At 70.5% G+C, this 16,526-nt stretch carries 16 protein-coding genes; 6 read left to right on the top strand and 10 right to left on the bottom strand.

What is annotated here, in order from left to right; translation table 11 throughout:
- Positions 1–40: 40 nt before the first annotated feature.
- Positions 41–178 carry a peptide chain release factor 1 gene (locus H7965_RS01420; RefSeq protein WP_186768728.1) on the bottom strand — a complete coding sequence of 46 codons (138 nt, stop codon included), beginning with the start codon at positions 176–178 and terminating at the stop codon, positions 41–43.
- 109 nt (positions 179–287) lie between these two features.
- Positions 288–1,484 (bottom strand): hypothetical protein, encoded by a 1,197-nt coding sequence (locus tag H7965_RS01415; protein WP_186768727.1) that lies wholly within the window; start codon positions 1,482–1,484, stop codon positions 288–290.
- Between the two features lie 170 nt (positions 1,485–1,654).
- Between H7965_RS01415 and H7965_RS01410 the strand changes: the two genes are divergently transcribed.
- Complete coding sequence (locus H7965_RS01410; protein WP_186768726.1) at positions 1,655–3,796, top strand: M10 family metallopeptidase; 2,142 nt, start codon at positions 1,655–1,657, stop codon at positions 3,794–3,796.
- Between the two features lie 117 nt (positions 3,797–3,913).
- Here H7965_RS01410 and H7965_RS01405 read toward each other — a convergent pair whose 3' ends face one another.
- Positions 3,914–5,089: an MFS transporter gene (locus tag H7965_RS01405; RefSeq protein WP_186768725.1), complete on the bottom strand. Its 1,176-nt coding sequence runs from the start codon at positions 5,087–5,089 to the stop codon at positions 3,914–3,916.
- 93 nt (positions 5,090–5,182) lie between these two features.
- Positions 5,183–5,479: a SemiSWEET family sugar transporter gene (locus tag H7965_RS01400; RefSeq protein WP_186768724.1), complete on the bottom strand. Its 297-nt coding sequence runs from the start codon at positions 5,477–5,479 to the stop codon at positions 5,183–5,185.
- Between the two features lie 166 nt (positions 5,480–5,645).
- Here H7965_RS01400 and H7965_RS01395 point away from each other — a divergent pair, with 166 nt between their 5' ends.
- Positions 5,646–6,617: a Bug family tripartite tricarboxylate transporter substrate binding protein gene (locus tag H7965_RS01395; RefSeq protein ID WP_186768723.1), complete on the top strand. Its 972-nt coding sequence runs from the start codon at positions 5,646–5,648 to the stop codon at positions 6,615–6,617.
- 194 nt (positions 6,618–6,811) lie between these two features.
- On the opposite strand, the gene H7965_RS01390 is transcribed toward H7965_RS01395, so the two are convergent.
- From H7965_RS01390 to H7965_RS01380, 3 genes are all read right to left on the bottom strand, one after another.
- Positions 6,812–8,059 (bottom strand): lipase family protein, encoded by a 1,248-nt coding sequence (locus tag H7965_RS01390; RefSeq protein WP_186768722.1) that lies wholly within the window; start codon positions 8,057–8,059, stop codon positions 6,812–6,814.
- A gap of 145 nt (positions 8,060–8,204) precedes the next feature.
- Entirely contained in the window at positions 8,205–9,413 is a 1,209-nt protein-coding gene (gene rlmN / locus H7965_RS01385; protein WP_390624543.1) for a 23S rRNA (adenine(2503)-C(2))-methyltransferase RlmN, read from the bottom strand.
- On the bottom strand, positions 9,395–9,895 hold the full coding sequence (locus H7965_RS01380) for an invasion associated locus B family protein (RefSeq protein WP_229682430.1): 501 nt from the start codon (positions 9,893–9,895) through the stop codon (positions 9,395–9,397). Before H7965_RS01380 ends, rlmN begins: the two co-directional genes overlap by 19 nt.
- Before the next feature lie 218 nt (positions 9,896–10,113).
- On the opposite strand from H7965_RS01380, the gene H7965_RS01375 reads away from it, so the two are divergent.
- From H7965_RS01375 to H7965_RS01365, 3 genes are all read left to right on the top strand, one after another.
- Complete coding sequence (locus H7965_RS01375) at positions 10,114–11,358, top strand: methyltransferase (protein ID WP_186768719.1); 1,245 nt, start codon at positions 10,114–10,116, stop codon at positions 11,356–11,358.
- Positions 11,355–11,858: a YdcF family protein gene (locus H7965_RS01370; RefSeq protein ID WP_186768718.1), complete on the top strand. Its 504-nt coding sequence runs from the start codon at positions 11,355–11,357 to the stop codon at positions 11,856–11,858. Before H7965_RS01375 ends, H7965_RS01370 begins: the two co-directional genes overlap by 4 nt.
- 205 nt (positions 11,859–12,063) lie before the next feature.
- Complete coding sequence (locus H7965_RS01365; protein WP_186768717.1) at positions 12,064–12,876, top strand: aminoglycoside phosphotransferase family protein; 813 nt, start codon at positions 12,064–12,066, stop codon at positions 12,874–12,876.
- A 347-nt stretch (positions 12,877–13,223) separates the two neighbouring features.
- Here the strand turns inward: H7965_RS01365 and H7965_RS01360 are convergent, their stop codons facing one another.
- The 3 genes from H7965_RS01360 to H7965_RS01350 all read right to left on the bottom strand — a co-directional run bounded on the left by H7965_RS01360 (position 13,224) and on the right by H7965_RS01350 (position 15,561).
- Positions 13,224–13,670: a hypothetical protein gene (locus H7965_RS01360; protein WP_186768716.1), complete on the bottom strand. Its 447-nt coding sequence runs from the start codon at positions 13,668–13,670 to the stop codon at positions 13,224–13,226.
- Between the two features lie 12 nt (positions 13,671–13,682).
- Positions 13,683–14,657, bottom strand: coding sequence for a 2-dehydropantoate 2-reductase (locus H7965_RS01355; protein ID WP_186768715.1), 975 nt, complete (start codon positions 14,655–14,657; stop codon positions 13,683–13,685).
- A gap of 679 nt (positions 14,658–15,336) precedes the next feature.
- Entirely contained in the window at positions 15,337–15,561 is a 225-nt protein-coding gene (locus tag H7965_RS01350; protein WP_186768714.1) for a biotin/lipoyl-binding carrier protein, read from the bottom strand.
- Between the two features lie 131 nt (positions 15,562–15,692).
- On the opposite strand from H7965_RS01350, the gene H7965_RS01345 reads away from it, so the two are divergent.
- On the top strand, positions 15,693–16,493 hold the full coding sequence (locus H7965_RS01345; RefSeq protein ID WP_186768713.1) for an HpcH/HpaI aldolase family protein: 801 nt from the start codon (positions 15,693–15,695) through the stop codon (positions 16,491–16,493).
- Positions 16,494–16,526: the final 33 nt, after the last annotated feature.

The raw sequence follows: 16,526 nt of genomic DNA, 5'->3' as shown, positions 1-16,526 counted from the left end.
AGGTGGCCGGGGCGTTCTGCTGCCCTCGCCATTGGCAGCGTCAGGCGGCGGGCCGCATGTCCCGCGCGCTGATCTCGGCCAGCAGTGTCCAGACCCGATCGGGATCCATGCGGATCTCAGGGTCGTTCAGCAACCGGTCCAGCTCTGCCAGCTTCGCCTGGAACTCACGTTCGGTCATCGGGGTCCTCATCCTCGTAGCCGCGCCCGCGCAGGCGGGAGCGGCCATTCGCCAGCGGGAACGTGGCAGGAACCCGACAGTTGCAGCACGTTACACGGAAAGCCTGCGGTCACAGGGACGAGAGCACGGCCGGCGCCAGCCCCGGCAGCCTTGCCGCCGGATGGGCCTGGTTGCGAAACCGCAGTTCGCCCTCCGTTGCCCCGAACATCTCGAAGCGGGAGGTGCAGGAAACCGCCACCACCCGCTTCGCCGCCGGAGTGGTCAAGAAACGGCGAACCGCGCCCTCCAGTTCCAGTGCCTCGCGCAGCACCCGCCATTCGCTGCGGTCAAGCTCCTCGAGGAAGACGGCAAGGATGCCGGGATGCCGCCCGGTCAGCCGGGCCCCTGCGGCCAGCGCCAGGCGCCGGCAGACCGCGGCGCTGATCTCATTCTCCCGCCCCGCCCGGGCGGCCATGGCGAAGACGCTGCCGCTGCTGACATCGGCGGTGACCGCCAGATGCGCCTCCGGCCCGAATAGCGCCCGCAGCCGCGCCGGCAGCCCGCCGGGCAAATCCGGCAACTGCGCCCCGGCCAGCACCAACGGGTCCAGCTTCAGGATCGCCTGTGCTCCGGCGTCCTGGCGCTTCTCCGCCGCCAGCATGTCGCTGATGCGCTGGTGCAACTCGGCCAGCTGCTCGGGGCCGGAGATGCCCTCCGGCAAGGTCATCTTCAGCAGGTAGCGGCCGGGGTGGGCGGCCAACCAGCTCAGCAGCTCCGGGTTGATGCGGTCGACCAGGGAGAACCAGTCGCCGCGGTGCACCGGCCGGCCCTCTTCGGCGGAGGCGGTTTCGCACACCACCTCGGCGGTGGCGCCGTCACGCCGCGCCAACAGGTCGAAGGGCGCGCCTTCGGCCAGCCCGGCGAATTCGATGTTGAAGCCGCGGGCCCGCAGCCCTGCCGCGGTGCGCAGCAGGTGGAACAGCGGGATCAGGGTGCGCTGGCCGGTCAGCCCGGCGGTGAGGTCGGCGCGCAGCCGGTCGCGCGCCGCCGCCGGCAGGCTCTCGGCAAGTTGCACCGCGTCCCGCGCGAAGCCGCAGAGCCGGCGCTCCGCCGGGGTGGCGCGGGCCAGCGCGCGGCGATCACCGAGCCGGGCGAGGGCGAGTTCCAGCGCATGCCGGTACTGCGCCGCCCGGCTGCTGAGCGAGCCGGACTGGGCTGGGTTGGTCAGCGCCACAACCCGGCTGGACCAGGCATTGGCGCCGCAGAGGGTGAAGAAGTCAGCGAGCGACGTCGAATCATCTGACAGGTCGGCGATGGGCATGGCCACGTCTCGTCTTCCTCGTTGATCCCGGCTAAGCGCCTTGGTGCCGCTGCCGTCAAGGGCCGGTCGGCCAGGCTGTCTCGGCGCGACGGGCTTTCAACCGCCGGCCGCAACGAATTGGTAGTGCAGCGTCAGTAGAAGACGGCGAGCCATGATGCCGGCGAGGGGTGAGGCAGGTGAGCGTATTCGATCCTCTCCTGTATGTTCTGGAAGACTCCGGCCGCTCCGCCCGCTGGAACTTTCCGCTCGCGGTCAACACGCCGCTGCTGGACTTCGCCGGCATCGGCACCGCGGTCTCGGTGACCTACAGCTTCATGGCCGGCGTGCCGGCCGGCTATGAGTCCCCGGGCGACCACCCCGGCTTTGCCGTCTTCGACACGGGAATGCAGGCCGGGGCGCGACAGGCCCTGGCGGAGTGGGCGGCGGTCGCCAACCTGACCTTCACCGAAGTGTCGGATGCCGGCGACGGCGGCCAGATCCGCTTCGGCCAGGAATCCATGACCGGCATCGGCGGCTATGCCTATCCGCCGAATTTCGCCTATGGCTTCAACCCGCTGACCTCCATCGTCACCAACTACAATCCGGTGCCCTGGATGGGCGACATCTACATCAGCACCGATTCCAACAACGACGCTGTGGCGGAAGGCGCATATGGCTATTACGTGCTGGTGCATGAACTCGGCCATGCGATCGGGCTGCAGCATCCCTTCGAGGGCACCGACCCCCTGGCGGCCGCGCAGGACAATCTGCGTTACACCATCATGGCCTATCAGATCCCGGCAGACCTCGGGATCGTCACCGTCACCGGCGATGCCAGCAGCTACGCCTGGAGCATCTCCAATCTCTATCCCAGCACGCCGATGCTCTACGACATCGCCGCGGCACAGTATCTTTACGGCGCCAACACCGCGACCAACGCCGGTGACACGCGCTATGCCTGGGCGCCGGATGCGCGGCTGCTGGAGACCATCTGGGATGGCGGCGGCAGCGACACCATCGACACCAGCAACCAGACTCTGCCCAGCATCATCAACCTGAAGGATGGGCATTTCAGCAGCATCGCGATGCGGCTGACCGATGCCGACCGGCGGCTGGAAATCCCTGCCTTCGCCACCGCCGTGCCGACGCCGAGCTACGCCGGGGTGGACAACCTCGCCATCGCGTTCGGCGCGGTGATCGAAAATGCCAGGGGCGGCGCCGGCCATGACCGGCTGATCGGCAATGCCGCGGCGAACCGGCTGGAGGGTGGCGCCGGCAATGACACGCTGGAGGGCGATGCCGGCGCCGACACCCTGAGCGGCGGCACCGGCGACGACAGCTACGCGGTGGACAGCCAGGCGGATGTGATCCTCGAGAATGCCGGCGAAGGCTCCGATACCGTCAGCTCCACCGCCAGCTATTCCCTCTACGCCAATATCGAGGCGCTGGTCCTCGCCGGCGGCGCCGGCGACATCTTCGGCGTCGGCAATGAGCAGGCCAACACCATCACCGGCAATGAAGGCGCCAACCTCATCATCGGCCTGGGCGGCGACGACAGTGTCCTCGGCAATGCCGGCAACGACATCCTTAACGGCGGCGATGGCGACGACAGCATGGAGGGCGGCGCCGGCCTCGACCACCTGCTCGGTGGCGCTGGCTGCGACACGCTGACCGGCGGCGAGGATGCCGATGTGCTCCATGGCGAGGCTGGCGACGACCACCTGACCGGTGGTGCCGATCCCGCCTTCGACCTGCTGTTCGGCGGCGCAGGCAACGATACGCTGGACGGCGCCTCCGGCCTCGGCGAGTACGACCACCTCCACGGCGGGACCGGCGACGACGTCTTCTACGTCGATACCCCGGCCGACCTCATCTTCGAATTCGCCGGCGAGGGCAACGACACGGTCTTCGCCGACATCCCCGGTGCCGGCTTCCACCTCGGCCAGGAGATCGAGAATCTCACCCTGCTGGGCGCCATCCTCTTCGGCGTCGGCAATGCGCTCGACAACCGGGTGACCGGCAGTGCCACGGCGAATTGGCTGTTCGGCGGCGCTGGCGCCGACACGCTGAACGGCATGGCCGGCAATGACGTGCTGTACGGCGAGGCCGGCGCCGACAGCTTCGTCTTCGAGCGCGGGACCGGCAGCGATGCCATCGGCGATTTCACTTCCAACCTGGACCATATCCTGCTGGTCAACCTCGGCTTCGCCTGCTTCGGCCAGGTGCAGGCTGCCTTCTCGGTGGTGGGCGGCAGCAGCGCCATCGACCTCGGCCAGGGCGATGTCATCGTGCTGCTCGGCGTCACCAGCCTGGTCGAGGCGGATGTGCACTTCGCCTGAAGCTTGCGGTTCCGGCAGGCCCCGATCGGCCTGCATCAGGTGAATGATCGCTTTGGTCGGTATCAGTTGCCACTGGCCCTGCTCCGACCCACCGGGGATGAAAACCCGGCGCGGCTTTCAGCCTGACGGCGCGGTTTCCGTCTGGTTGGCGTGGGCGCCGCGCCGCGCCCAAAGGGTCAGCGCCGCCGAGCCGATGGCGGCGACGATGAAGGTGCCGCGGTAATCGAGCACCAGCAGCCCCAGCCCGAAGGCGAGCGACCCGGCGCCCTGGCCAAGGAACAGCGCCATCGCAAAGGCCGACATGGCGGTGCCACGGGCCTCCGGCAGGGCCTCGCTTGCCATGGTCAGCAGCACGCCATGGAACATGTAGAACATCAGGCCGAGCCCGAGCTGCAGCAGCCCCACCACCCACCAGTTCGGCGCCAGCGCCAGGGCCGTCAGCCCGACGGCGAGGCCGGTGCCGCCGATCGACAGCAGCCCACGCTCGCCGAAGCGCCGCACCAGGCGGCGGGCGAAGCGGGTGTAGAGGAAGGCGCCGGCGCCGAAGCCGGCCACCAGCAGGCCGGCCTCGGCAATGCCGCGGTCGAAGCCTTCCACCAGGAAGGCGCCGACGAAGGGAAAGGCACCGCCGAACAGGCAGAAGCCGTCGAAGAAGGCGATGGCCAGGAGCCAGCGACCCGAAGGACGGCGCAGCAGCACGCCATAGCCCGGAGCGCCGGTCCGCCGCGGCGGCGGTCGCCACAAGGATTGCCGGAGGCGCAGCGCCAGGGCCGTGGCCACGCCGAAGGCCAGCAGCCCAAGCAGGATCAGCGGCAGGCGCCAGCCCTGGAATTCCGCGATGATGCCGGCGATCGGCCCGGCCAGCATCTGCGCCATTACCATCCCGGTGGAAAACCGCGCCAGCGCGCCCTGGCGTTCGGCATAGGGCACGGTGTCGCCGAGATGCGCCATCAGCAGCGGAATTACCGCGCCCGCCCACATCCCGGCCAGGACCCGGTAGCCCACCAGTTCGCCAAGGTCGGCTGCCATGGCGCTGCCAATCAGCGTCGCGCCGTAGAGCAGCAGCGCGAAGAAGGCGATGCGCGGCTTGCCCAGGCGGTCGCCGAGCGGGCCGGCGACCAGCTGCACCATTCCATAGGCGACGACGAAGGCGGCGACCACCGGAGTGGTGGCCGCGACGGTGACGCCGAGATCCGCCGCCAGCATCGGCAGCAGCGGATCCAGCATGCGCATGCCCGATCCAGTGGTGAAGCCGGCGAGCGCGAACAGGGCGATGGGAGGGGCGGGAGACATTGGGCGGCGCATTGGTGCCTGCGGACCCTATTACGTCAAGCACCCGTAACGTGAGCAACCACTGCGCGTCGTCGTATCCGGCCTGGGCCGGGGTCAGCTCAGCGGGTCGAGCGTCTCCGCCACCGCCACTTTCTGCTGCCGCGGCAGTAGCTTCATCACCAGGATGAAGGCCGATAGCGCCAGGCAGATGCCATTGGTGACGATCAGCGGCAAAGCACCGAGCAGCAGCCCATAGGTCAGCCATAGCGCGAATCCGACCACCGTCACCGCGTACATGCCGGCGGAGATCGCCGCGGTGTCGCGGGTACGGATCACTTTCCACGCCTGTGGCAGAAAGCTGGTGGTGGAGGCGAGGGTGGCAGCCGCCCCCACTAGGGTGGCAACATCCATGGTGGTCTCCGAGGCAGGCGGCCTCACGGCGGCGAACCGACAGGCCAAGCCGCTGCAACCGCCGGCGCCGCGCGTGGTTCCGTGGCGGATTGATATTAGTCTGCCGTAATGACCCAGGTTCGCAGACCATGGCCCCGGTTGGCCCAAGGGAGGGAAGGACCAAGACATGATGCTTCGTCGCAATGCATTGGCGCTGGGCGCCGCGGGGCTGCTCGCAGCGCCGGCCCGTGCCCAGGCCTTCCCGCAGCGGCCGGTCCGGTTGGTTGTCGCCTTCCCGCCGGGCGGACCGACCGATGTCGTCGCCCGCATCCTCGCCGAGCGCATGGCCCGCGACCTCGGCCAGCCGGTGGTGGTGGAGAACCGTGGCGGCGCCAATGGCAACATCGCCGGCGAGGCGGTCGCCAAATCCGAGGCGGATGGCCATACGCTGCTCTACAACACCTCCTCCATCGCCATCAGCCGGGCGCTGTACCGCCGGCTGCCCTACGACGTGCTGCGCGACCTGGCGCCGGTGGCGCTGACCGCCGCCTCGCCGCTGGCGCTGGTGGTCAACCCGGCGATGCTGCCGCGCGACGCCGCCGGCTTCATCGCCTGGATCAAGGCGAATCCCGGCAAACTCAGCTATTCCTCCGGCGGCATCGGCAACATCTCCCACCTCGTCAGCTTCCTGGTGCTGCGGCACATCGGCGGCGAGGCGGTGCACGTGCCCTACCGCGGCACCGCGGCGGCACTGATGGATACGGCGGCGGGCAATGTGCAGTTCACCTCGGATACCGTGGTCACCGCCCTGCCGGTGATCCAGGACGGCCGGGTGCGGGCCATCGCGGTGAGCAGCGCCGAGCGCACGCCTCTGCTGCCCGAGGTGCCGAGCATGTCGGAGGCCGGGCTGACGCCGCCGGGCTTCGACCTCGGCGCCTGGCAGGGGATCATGGCGCCGGCGCAGACCCCGCCGGCGGCGATCGCCCGGCTGAATCAGGCGGTGGCCGCGGCGCTGACCGATGCCGAGGTGCGGGCCAAGCTGGCTGCCCAGGGCGCCAAGCCGACCGGCGGCAGCGCGGCGGATTACGCCCGCTACCTGCAATCCGAAGTGACGCTCTGGACCCGGGTGGTGGCGGAGAGCGGGGCGACGGCGGAGTAGGGCAGTCGCCGCTCAGCCGGCCTCGCCGTGGCATCTGCTTGCGGCGAGGGGCGGCGATGCCGAAGTGTGAAGCACGCGTCCCGGCAAGGCCGATCGGCCTTGCCGGCTAGAGCAGATCGCGGAGGGGCGTGAAGGCCCTTGAACGTGAAACTGCTCTGGGGATCAGCCTGATCCTGGCCGGCAGGCCACGTGCTTCAGCCGCCGCCGGCTTTCGGCAGGGCGCCGCAGTTGCTGGCCGGTGCCTCTCCGGCGAAGCGCGCCGCCACCCAGCCATGCGCTTCCATCGCGCCCGCGACCATGACCCCGTTGTGGTCCGACCCGCTGACGGGCCGGTAGGCGAGGCTGGTGCCATTGCTGCAAAGCTGCCCGGCCAAGCTGTCGGTCCAGCCCGGCGGCACCGTCACATCCGCGGTGCCCTGCATGATCATGGTCGGGGCGGCGATGCGCAGCATGCCCGGCTCGTTCTTCGCCGCCATGCTGCTGAAGGCGGTGAGATCGGGCTGCGGCAGGAATTGATCCCTGGCGACGGCGGTGGACCAGTAGCCGGTGGTCAGCGCATGGGTCATGCATTGTTCGTGCAGGTCCGGCAGATGCACCAGTGCGCCCGGCGCCAGCATGCGCCGCAGGTCGATGGACTGATTGGTGCCGGCATAGGATTGCAGCGCATAAAGCACATAGGGCACGGCAAGCTGCACATCCGGCGCCTGCCGCACCGAGTTCAGCCGCCCCATGATCTGCGAGCCCGGCGCGAAGGCCAGGGTGCCGACCTGTGTCAGCTCCGGCACATACGCCGGCCCCTCGGCCCCGGCGAACAGCGCCGCGTGACCTCCCTGCGAATGGCCCATCACCAGGTAACGGGTGCCGATGGCGGCCTCGATCCGGCGCGCCGCGCGCAGCATGTCGAGCACGTTCCGGCCATTCGGCTGACCCTGCAGGAAGGGATGCGGCCCCGGCGTGCCCAGCCCCTGGTAATCCGTCGCCACCACCGCGTAGCCACGCTTGACGAAGCCGTCCAACAGGGTGCGGAGGCCGGCGAGGTAGGGATGCTCGGGGCCGGTCGGCGTATCGAGCGAGGGGGCGCATATCGGTGCCAGGCCGGTGGTGCCATGGGCCCAGGTGATGACCGGCCAGCCACCAGCCGGCGGCGTGCCGGCAGGAATGGCAACCGTGCCGGAGACGGCGACGCTGTTCCCCGCCGGATCAGTGGAGCGATAGAGGACCAGAAGGTTGCTGGCCGCGCTCGGCAGGGAGGCCTCCGCCGCCAGGGGGCGGGCCCAGATCACCGAACCGCGTTCCCCCCGCGGCAACGGGCTGGGTGCCTGGTAGAAGGCCGCACCGGCAGGGCCGGTCCGCACCGGTTGCGCGGCTGCCTCATGGTGCGTGGCGAGGCCGGTGACCATTCCACCCAGCAGCAGGGCGATACGCAGCAAGGCTGGCAACATGGAAGCTTTTCCCCCGGGCCAAGGTCGCGCCGTGGGCTGCTTGACGCCGGCGGTGACGATGCAGCGGCGCGACCAGAGGCAACCGCTATCAAGGAATAGTTACTAAAGATCAACCACTGCGCGATTGCGATTGTCGTGCTGATCTTCAGGCGGCTGGCTGCCGAAGCCGCTCGCTCTCGGTCCTCAGCTGCCCGCAGGCTGCCAGGATGTCCCGCCCGCGCGGCCGGCGGATCGGGCTGGAATAGCCGGCGTCGTTCAGGATGGAGGCGAATTTCGCCGTCTGCTCATGGGTGCTGGTCTGGTAGGGGCTGCCCGGCCAGGGGTTGAAGGGGATCAGGTTGATCTTGGCCGGCAGGCCGCGCAGCAGCCGCACCAGCTCCCGCGCCTCGGCCTCCGAGTCGTTCACTCCGCGCAGCATGACGTATTCGAAGGTGATCCGCCTGGCGTTGCTGGCGCCGGGGTAGCGGCGGCAGGCGGCCAGCAGCTCGGCGATCGGGTATTTGCGGTTCAGCGGCACGATCTCGTCCCGCAGCTCATCCGTCACCGCATGCAGCGACACCGCGAGGTTCACCCCCAGCTCCTCGCCGCAGCGGTCCATCATCGGCACCACGCCGGAGGTGCTGAGGGTGATGCGCCGGCGTGACAGGCCGATACCCTCGCCATCCATGATGATGCGCAGCGCCTTGGCGGTGTTCTCGTAGTTGTAGAGCGGCTCACCCATGCCCATGACGACGATGGTCGAGAGCAGCCGCGGCTTGTCGTCCTTCGGGCTGGGCCATTCGCCGTAGCTGTCGCGCGCCGCCATGAACTGCCCGACGATCTCGGCGGCGCCGAGGTTGCGCACCAGCTTCTGCGTGCCGGTGTGGCAGAACCGGCAGGAGAGGGTGCAGCCGACCTGGGTCGAGATGCAGACGGCGCCGCGATCCTCCTGCGGGTCGGGGATGTAGACCGTCTCCACCTGCTGGCCGTCGCGGAAGCGGAAGAGAAATTTCCGGGTCTCGTCGCGGCTGGTCTGCACCGTCGCCGCTTCCGGCCGGCCGATGACGAAGCGCTCCGCCAGCTTCGCCCGCATTGGCCCGGCGATGCTGGTCATGGCGGCGAAATCGCTGGCGCCCTGGTGGTAGATCCAGTGCCAGAGCTGCTTGGCGCGGAAGGGCTTCTCGCCCATCGCCGCCATCTCCGCCACCAGTTCCTCGCGCGACAGCCCGACTAGCTCCCGCCTGCCGTCCGGCAGCACCGGCGGCGGCGGGTTGAACAGCGCCTGCTTGGCCAGGACGCGGTCGCGCTCGGCGGTGCTGAGGTCGGCGGTGTCCTGGCGTGGCTGATCGAGCGGGCTCATCGGTGCACCGGGCATTCGCGGGAGATGGCATCATAGGCGGCGCTGAAGCCGGCGAGCGGGAAGGTGTCGGTCACCCGGCCGCGGCCGTTCGGGCCGGGGGCCTTGGCCACCGCATCCCGCCCGGCGCGCATCGCCCGGATCGCCGCAGCGCTGTTGCGCGCCGCCGCGGTGCTGCCGGCGGTGTAGAAGGGCAACTCATGCGATCCCACCGTCACCTCCACATCGGTGACGGTGCGCGGATAGGTGTAGCCGGCCGAGATGGTCACCGTGTCCCGCGCGGCGGGGCGGTGGGTGACGGTCAGCATCACGTTCTGCCGGCTGGCGCCCTCGCTGCGGCTGGCCCGGGCGAAGGCGTAGCAGATCTTCTGCCCGCCCTCGGTGTAGGTCGCGGCGATCCAGGACTGGAACTCGCCGAGCTTCTTCGGTCGCTCCTGTTGCGCCTGGGCAAGGACGGGGCACAGCAGCAGGGCGGTGAGCAGGGCCGGGCGAAAGAACATGCGCATGGCGTCTAGATACGGGCGGGCCCCGCCGGCAGCAACCGCCGGGCGGCGGTTGATCCGGTCGTGGCGACGCGGCGCCTGCTTTAACACGGCCGCGCGGCTTTCGGATAAATCCCCGGCGGGGCAGGGCGGCGGCCTGCCCAACCGTCGCCGGCTCAAGCCGCAGCGCCATCGGCCCCTCCCGCCCAAGCCGCCCAGGGCCTATGCAGCCTGGCATGACTGATCCGACCGATGCTCGTCTCGCCGACCAGTACGAGGCCTTCCCCTATCCCGCCCGCGACCCGCGGGAGGAGGCGAAGCGCCTGATCGTCGGCAGCCCCAGCCATCTGCGGGAGATCGACCACTGGATCTTCGGCACAAGCCGCCCCGCCTCCCGGCCGCTGCGCGCCCTGGTGGCCGGCGGCGGTACCGGCGACGGCACCGTCATGCTGGCGCAGCAGATGGCCTGGACCAGGCGCCCGGGGCAGGTCACCTGGCTGGACCGCAGCGCCGCCGCCCGCCGCATCGCCGAGGCCCGTGCCGCCACCCGTGGCCTCGACAACATCCGCTTCATCGAGGGCTCGCTGCTGGAATTGCCGGGCAGCGGCCTCGGGCCCTTCGACTACATCGATTGCTGCGGCGTGCTGCACCACCTGCCGGACCCGCTGGCCGGCCTCCGCGCGCTGGTCTCGGTGCTGGCGCCGGGCGGCGGCCTGGGGCTGATGGTCTATGCCCCGCATGGCCGCACCGGCGTCTATATGCTGCAGGATGCGCTCCGGCTGCTGGCGCCGGCGGAGCAGCCGCCGCCAGCGCGGGTGGAGACCGCCCGCCGGCTGTGGAAGCAGGTGCCGGAGACCGCCTGGCTGCGCCGCAACCCCTGGCTGACCGACCACCTCTCCGGCGGTGATGCCGGGCTCTACGACCTGCTGCTGAACCCGCGCGACGCCGCCTTCACCGTGCCCGGGCTCGCCGCTCTGGTGGCCGCCGCCGGGCTGCGCGTGGCCTGCTGGGTGGAGCCGGTGCGCTACGACCCGGACAGCTACCTCAGCGACCCGAAGCTGCGTGCCCGCACCGCCCGGCTTTCGCCGCTGGACCGCGCGGCCCTGGCCGAGGCGGTCACCGGCAACATGGGCATCCACATCGTCTATTGCGTCCGCGCCGAGGACCCGGAGCCGATGCGGGCCTGGGACGACCCGGCCTCGGTCCCGGTGCTGCGGGAGATGGATGGCCCCACCCTGGCGAAGGGGCTGCCGCGCGACGGCACCATCGCCGTGACCTTCGACGGGCTGCGGGTGGTGCTGCCGATGCCGCGGCTGGCCGGGGCCATCCTGCAACGGGTGGATGGCAGCCGCAGCCTCGGCGCCATCGCCGACGAACTGGCGGCGAACGGCGTCTCGCGGGAGGCATTCTGGCGCGACCTGGCGGCGCTGCGGACGACGATGGAGCCAATGAACCGCCTGCTGCTCGCCGCCCCGACGTGAAACCGCAAACGGCGATCATCATCTTCGGTGCCGCGGTCCGGCCGGACAATACCCCGAGCCCGACCCTCCGCCGCCGGGTGGAGGCCGCGGCGCGCCACGGCGAGGCCCTGGTCCCGCCGCCCATCTACCTGCCGACCGGCGGCCGCGGCCGGCATGGCGACGCCGAAAGCACCATCATGGCGCGGCTGCTGCGGCAGGCCGGCGTGCCCGCTGCCCGCATCCGCGAAGAGCCGACCGGGACCGACACCCTGTCCTCGGTCCGCGCGGCGGTGGCGATGCTGCGCGGCCACCCCGGGCCGGTGCTGGCCGCCACCAGCCGCTACCACCTGCCGCGCTGCCTGCTGCTGCTGCGCCTGGCCGGCCTGCCGGCCCAGTCGGTGCCGATCGGCGCCTCCGGCACCCCGGGCTGGGCGCAGCGCTGGTGGTGGCGGCTGCGGGAAGTGCCGGCGCTGCCCTATGACGCCGCGCTGATGCTGTGGCACCGCGCGCGGGGTGGGTAGGTCGGGTACTGGGCAGAACAGGACGTCGGACGGAGGCGCTGTCCCCGCATCCCTGCTGGGGGAACAAGCTCCCGTGCGAGTCGCTGCCCACGAGGATCAATATACAGGCCGTCTGGAACAGCGGCTGGATGACGGGGCCGGGCAGCTCAGGGTTCCCGGAACGGCCGATCCAATGCGGTCTCAACGAGGTGCCATGGGCTGCCGGATGTTCGATCCTTACCTGCTTCGTTGGGGATTGGTCCCCGATGGTGATCCGATCACAACCCCGACCGCACGGTTGCTGCCGGTCCTGTTGAGCGGTGAGCCAGCCATGCTCAAGCTGTCCCATGCGGAGGACGAGCGCCTCGGCGGCGTGCTGATGGAATGGTGGGACGGAGACGGCGCGGCGCGGGTGTTCGCCCGGGACGATGCGGCCCTCCTGCTGGAACGCGCCATGGGCTCGGCCTCTCTGGCCGACATGGCCCGTACGGGACGCGATGACGAAGCCTGCCGCATCCTGTGCGACGCAGCCGCCCGGTCGCACGCTCCGAGGACGAAGCCGCTTCCTGAACTGACCCCTCTGGCACACTGGTTCCGGCAGCTGGAACCAGCAGCCGCTCGTCACGGTGGCATTCTTGTCCGCTGCGCCGAGACGGCCCGAGCGTTGCTCTCCGAACCGCGCGAATGCCGGGCGTTGCATGGCGATCTGCACCACGGCAACGTTCTCGACTTCGGAGCGCGGGGCTGGCTCGCCATTGATCCCAAACACCTGGTCGGCGAGCGCAGCTTCGATTTCGCCAACATCTTCACCAATCCCGATCTGGCCGACCCGACGTGGCCGGCCGCGACCGAGCCCGGCCGTTTCGCCCGACGCCTTGAGGTCGTCGCCAAGGCCGCGAAGCTGGAACGGGAGCGCCTGCTGCGTTGGATCCTTGCCTGGACCGGTTTATCGGCGGCTTGGTTCCTGCCCGACGATGACCCCATGGCGGCCATAGACCTGCGGATTGCCGAGCTGGCCGCCGCTGAACTGGATCGGTAATCCATGGCGGGAGCCGATCGCAGCTCGGCCGGGATCTGCAGCGTCGTCCGTAGAGCCTATCGGCGCTCCAGGGCATTCCCGCTGTTCCGCGATTTGCTCGCACCGCATCCAGGCAGCTTCACGCTTTCAGGCTTCAACCCTGTGAAAGCCGCCTCCTGCGGCTAGCCTTTGGAGTTGAGGGAGAATTAGGGATTCCATCCCTGGCGGTGCCACAGCTTGCCCATCCGGACGGCGTACCGGCGGGCTGAGGCTGGGGTCTGAGGGACGCTTGTGTTTCCAGCGGGAGTTCGGGGGTGGAGCCACCGGTCCTGCCGCCCGAGGTACCGCCTCCGAACTCCGCATCCTGGTCAGAACGGCATCCGCAGAGTCGCGCCCGGCGAGGGCAGGCGCAGCCCCTGCCCTGGAGGCTGTCGGCGGTCCGGTGATGGGTCGTTGCCGCCGAAGGTCTGGCCCTGGAAGGGCTCCGGCGGGGTTGGCACGCCGAGGGACAGGCTCGACTGCGGCCTGGTATCGCGTAGCGGCGGCAGCACATTGGTGGAGGGCACCGGGGCCGGCTCCAGCCCGGGCCGGGTGGAGGGCGGCGGCGGGCCGTCGATGTCCGGAATCCGCGACGGCTCGGGCGGCGGCTGCGCCGGAGGGGGTGCCGCCGCCTTCGGCCGCGGGCGCGGCCGTCGCCTCCGGGACGGCTCGGCCGCGGCGGCGCCCTGCAGGAATCCCATCCCCAAGCCCACCCCCAGCCCGATGAGCCAGCCCCTGCGCGCCACCTCGTTCTGCATGAGAATGAGACGTCCCATCCGCCGCCGGGTTCAATCCAGGCCGAGGTTGCGGCCCAGCAGCCGCGTCAGCCCATGCACCCCGGCAAGGGTCGGCGCCGGCATCTCCAGCCGCTGTGTCAGCTCCACCAGGCAGCCCAGCACCGGGCCGAGCTCCAGCGGCCGCCTCGCCTCCAGGTCCTGCAGCATGGAGGTACGGAAGGCGCCAAGCCGCCGGGTCACCTGCAACCGGGTGGGGATGTCCTGGGCAATGGGCAGGCCGATGCGCTCCCCGATCGCCGCCATTTCCCGCATCATTGCCTCGATCAGGCCGGCGACGCCGGGGTCGTCCAGCATCGCCAGCATGTCGGCGCGCGACAGCGCGCTCAGCGGGTTCATGTTGGAATTGCCCCAGAGCTTCAGCCAGATCTCCATGCGGATGTCGGGGGCGGCGGAGGCCGGGATGCCACCGCGGGCCAGCGCCGCCACCAGCGCCGCCAGCGGCCCGGGGTGGCGGCCGGAGGGGTCGCCGAACAACATGCGGTCCTGCTGGATCAGCCGGATGACCCCCGGCGCCTCCACCCGGCTGCCGACATGGGCGACGCCGCCGAGCACCCGTTCCGCCGGGATGGCGCGGGCCAGCGCCCCGCCGGGATCGACGCTGTCGAGGATGGCGCCCTCCGCCGGGCCGCCGAACCCCTGGAAGAACCACCAGGGCAGGCCATTCTGCGCCGGGGCGACCAGGGTTTCCCGCCCGATCAGCCGCCGCACCAGGGGCAGGGCGGCGGGCAGGTCATGGCTCTTCAGCCCGAGCAGCAGGATATCGGCGCCGGCCAGCGCCGCCGGGTCGTCGGAGGCTGGCAGGCGGAACACCTCCTCCGCCTCGCCGTGGCGGAAGACCAGACCGCGCCCGCGCAGCGCAGCGAGGGTGGCGCCGCGGGCGAGGATGGAAACCTCCACCCCGGCCCGCGCCAGGCCCGCGGCCAGCCATCCGCCGACCGCGCCGGCGCCGAGGAGGGTGACGCGCATCAGGGGGTGTCCTTCGAGAGCAGGCCTGCCAGCACCGCGCGGAAGCTGCGGGGGATGAGGTCGTCGAGCGGCGACATGGCGGCAGGATAGACACCCTATGGCCAGCTGTTCCACGGAGATCCCGATCCCGGTGGTGACCGCCGGTAGACTGGTCCCTCCCGCGCGATGCGCTCGGTCATGGTGCCGAGTGGCCCGCCGAGGCGGACGATGCCGAGCCGCGCCATCGCTTCCTGCGTATCCGCCGCGTCCAGTGCCGCATTCACCCCGGCGTTGAGTGCCGCGATGGACGCCGCCGGCGTGCCCGCCTGCGCCCCGGGGCCGATCCAGGAAGTGAGGTCGAGCTGGCCGCGACGGTTGCAGCCGGGCGAGGAGGCCGGCTGGCGGCGATGTCAAGCCGCACCGCCTCGGCCAGCGGGGCGATGGCAATATCAGCGATGACGGCCGGGTTCACCTCAGCGGCCGGGTCGCAGCGGCCAAGGATTTCGGCATGGTACTCGGGCGGGCAGGGCGGCGCCGGTTACCACAATGCGCCAAAACGCCAGCTCATGCGGCTTGCCCGTGGCCCAGGTCCCGGCGACGGGTGGTTCGTTGTCGTTGGGTGTCGCCACGGCTCCGCTCCGTCCTTTGCGGCGGTGTGCTGTAAAGCAGGCGCCGCGCGGGTGGAGGCGCCGGGCAGGAGTCAGCCGGCCCGGATCACCGCCACCACATCCTCCTCCGCCACCGCCTCGCCCTCGGCGACGCGCAGCTCCAGTACCGTGCCGGCCCTGGGCGCGACGACGGGGATTTCCATCTTCATCGATTCCAGCAGCAGCAGCGTCTCCTCCGCCGCCACCGCCTCGCCGGCCTGCTTCATGATCTTCCAGACCGAACCGGCGATCTCGGATTTGACGCGAATATCGGGCATGCACGCTGCCTTTCTGAACGTTGCGCGCATTGCAGACGCCGCGCCGCGCGCGGTCAACCCCACCGCTTCGGCACCCCGCCCGCTGGACGCCGCCCGCCGCGGATGCTGCCATGGCGGCGGAGGAAACCGCCATGCCCGCACCCGCCCTCGTCAACCCCGTGAAGCAGAAGCTCGCCGCCGGCGGCGTTGCGCTCGGCCTTGGTGTGCGCATGTCGCGCTCGGCCGAGATCGCCCGCATCGCCAAGGCGACCGGCCATGACTTCCTGTTCATCGACGTCCAGCACAGCCTGTTCGGGCTGGAGACCATCGGCCACATCGCCCAGGCGGCGCTGGCCATCGGCATCGCCCCTTTGGCGCGGGTCCGCAGCGTGCATGACCAGGATGTGCAGGCGCTGCTCGACAATGGCGTCACCGGCATCGTCTACCCCGATGTGAACACCCGGGAGGATGCCGAGCGCGCCGTCGCCGCAGTGCGGTTCGGCCCGCTCGGCCGGCGCAGCGTCACCGGCGGCTATCCCTATTTCGACTTCCGCGCCGTGCCGCCGGCCGAGGCGCTGCCGGCGGTGGATGCCGCGACCCTGCTGGCCTGCATGGTGGAGACGCGGGAAGGGGTGGAGAACATCGAGGCTATCGCCGCGGTGCCGGGGATCGACGTCATCCACATGGGCATGAACGACCTGCTGACCAACATGGGCAAGCCCGGTCAATACGCCAACCCCGAGCTGCAGGCGGCGGTGGACCGGGTGCTGGCCGCCTGCCGGGCGAATGGCAAGCATTTCGGCTGCGGCGGCAACCGCGACCCGAAGGCGCAGGCCGCCGTCATCCGCCGCGGCGCCCAATTCCTGACCACCCAGACCGACATCGGCCTGCTCTCGGCCAGCGCCGGCGCCTGGACCCGCGGCATCGCCGAGGCCCTGGCCACGGCGGGTTGATAGGCCTCGACGCGGCTGCACTTGCGGCGAGGC

It is taken from the genome of Siccirubricoccus deserti, from assembly GCF_014283215.1.
Taxonomy (GTDB): domain Bacteria; phylum Pseudomonadota; class Alphaproteobacteria; order Acetobacterales; family Acetobacteraceae; genus Siccirubricoccus; species Siccirubricoccus deserti.
Note: the sequence above shows the minus strand (reverse complement) of the source record. Positions and strands in the feature narration are given on the sequence as shown.

What these genes read in the sequence shown, in the direction of transcription:
- H7965_RS01420 (WP_186768728.1), bottom strand. Translation starts at nt 178, where the DNA reads ATGACCGAACGTGAGTTCCAGGCGAAGCTGGCAGAGCTGGACCGGTTG.
- H7965_RS01405 (WP_186768725.1), bottom strand. Translation starts at nt 5,089, where the DNA reads ATGTCTCCCGCCCCTCCCATCGCCCTGTTCGCGCTCGCCGGCTTCACC.
- H7965_RS01400 (WP_186768724.1), bottom strand. Translation starts at nt 5,479, where the DNA reads ATGGATGTTGCCACCCTAGTGGGGGCGGCTGCCACCCTCGCCTCCACC.
- H7965_RS01395 (WP_186768723.1), top strand. Translation starts at nt 5,646, where the DNA reads ATGATGCTTCGTCGCAATGCATTGGCGCTGGGCGCCGCGGGGCTGCTC.
- H7965_RS01390 (WP_186768722.1), bottom strand. Translation starts at nt 8,059, where the DNA reads ATGTTGCCAGCCTTGCTGCGTATCGCCCTGCTGCTGGGTGGAATGGTC.
- rlmN (WP_390624543.1), bottom strand. Translation starts at nt 9,413, where the DNA reads ATGCCCGGTGCACCGATGAGCCCGCTCGATCAGCCACGCCAGGACACC.
- H7965_RS01380 (WP_229682430.1), bottom strand. Translation starts at nt 9,895, where the DNA reads ATGTTCTTTCGCCCGGCCCTGCTCACCGCCCTGCTGCTGTGCCCCGTC.
- H7965_RS01375 (WP_186768719.1), top strand. Translation starts at nt 10,114, where the DNA reads ATGACTGATCCGACCGATGCTCGTCTCGCCGACCAGTACGAGGCCTTC.
- H7965_RS01365 (WP_186768717.1), top strand. Translation starts at nt 12,064, where the DNA reads ATGTTCGATCCTTACCTGCTTCGTTGGGGATTGGTCCCCGATGGTGAT.
- H7965_RS01360 (WP_186768716.1), bottom strand. Translation starts at nt 13,670, where the DNA reads ATGGGACGTCTCATTCTCATGCAGAACGAGGTGGCGCGCAGGGGCTGG.
- H7965_RS01355 (WP_186768715.1), bottom strand. Translation starts at nt 14,657, where the DNA reads ATGCGCGTCACCCTCCTCGGCGCCGGCGCGGTCGGCGGATGGCTGGCC.
- H7965_RS01350 (WP_186768714.1), bottom strand. Translation starts at nt 15,561, where the DNA reads ATGCCCGATATTCGCGTCAAATCCGAGATCGCCGGTTCGGTCTGGAAG.
- H7965_RS01345 (WP_186768713.1), top strand. Translation starts at nt 15,693, where the DNA reads ATGCCCGCACCCGCCCTCGTCAACCCCGTGAAGCAGAAGCTCGCCGCC.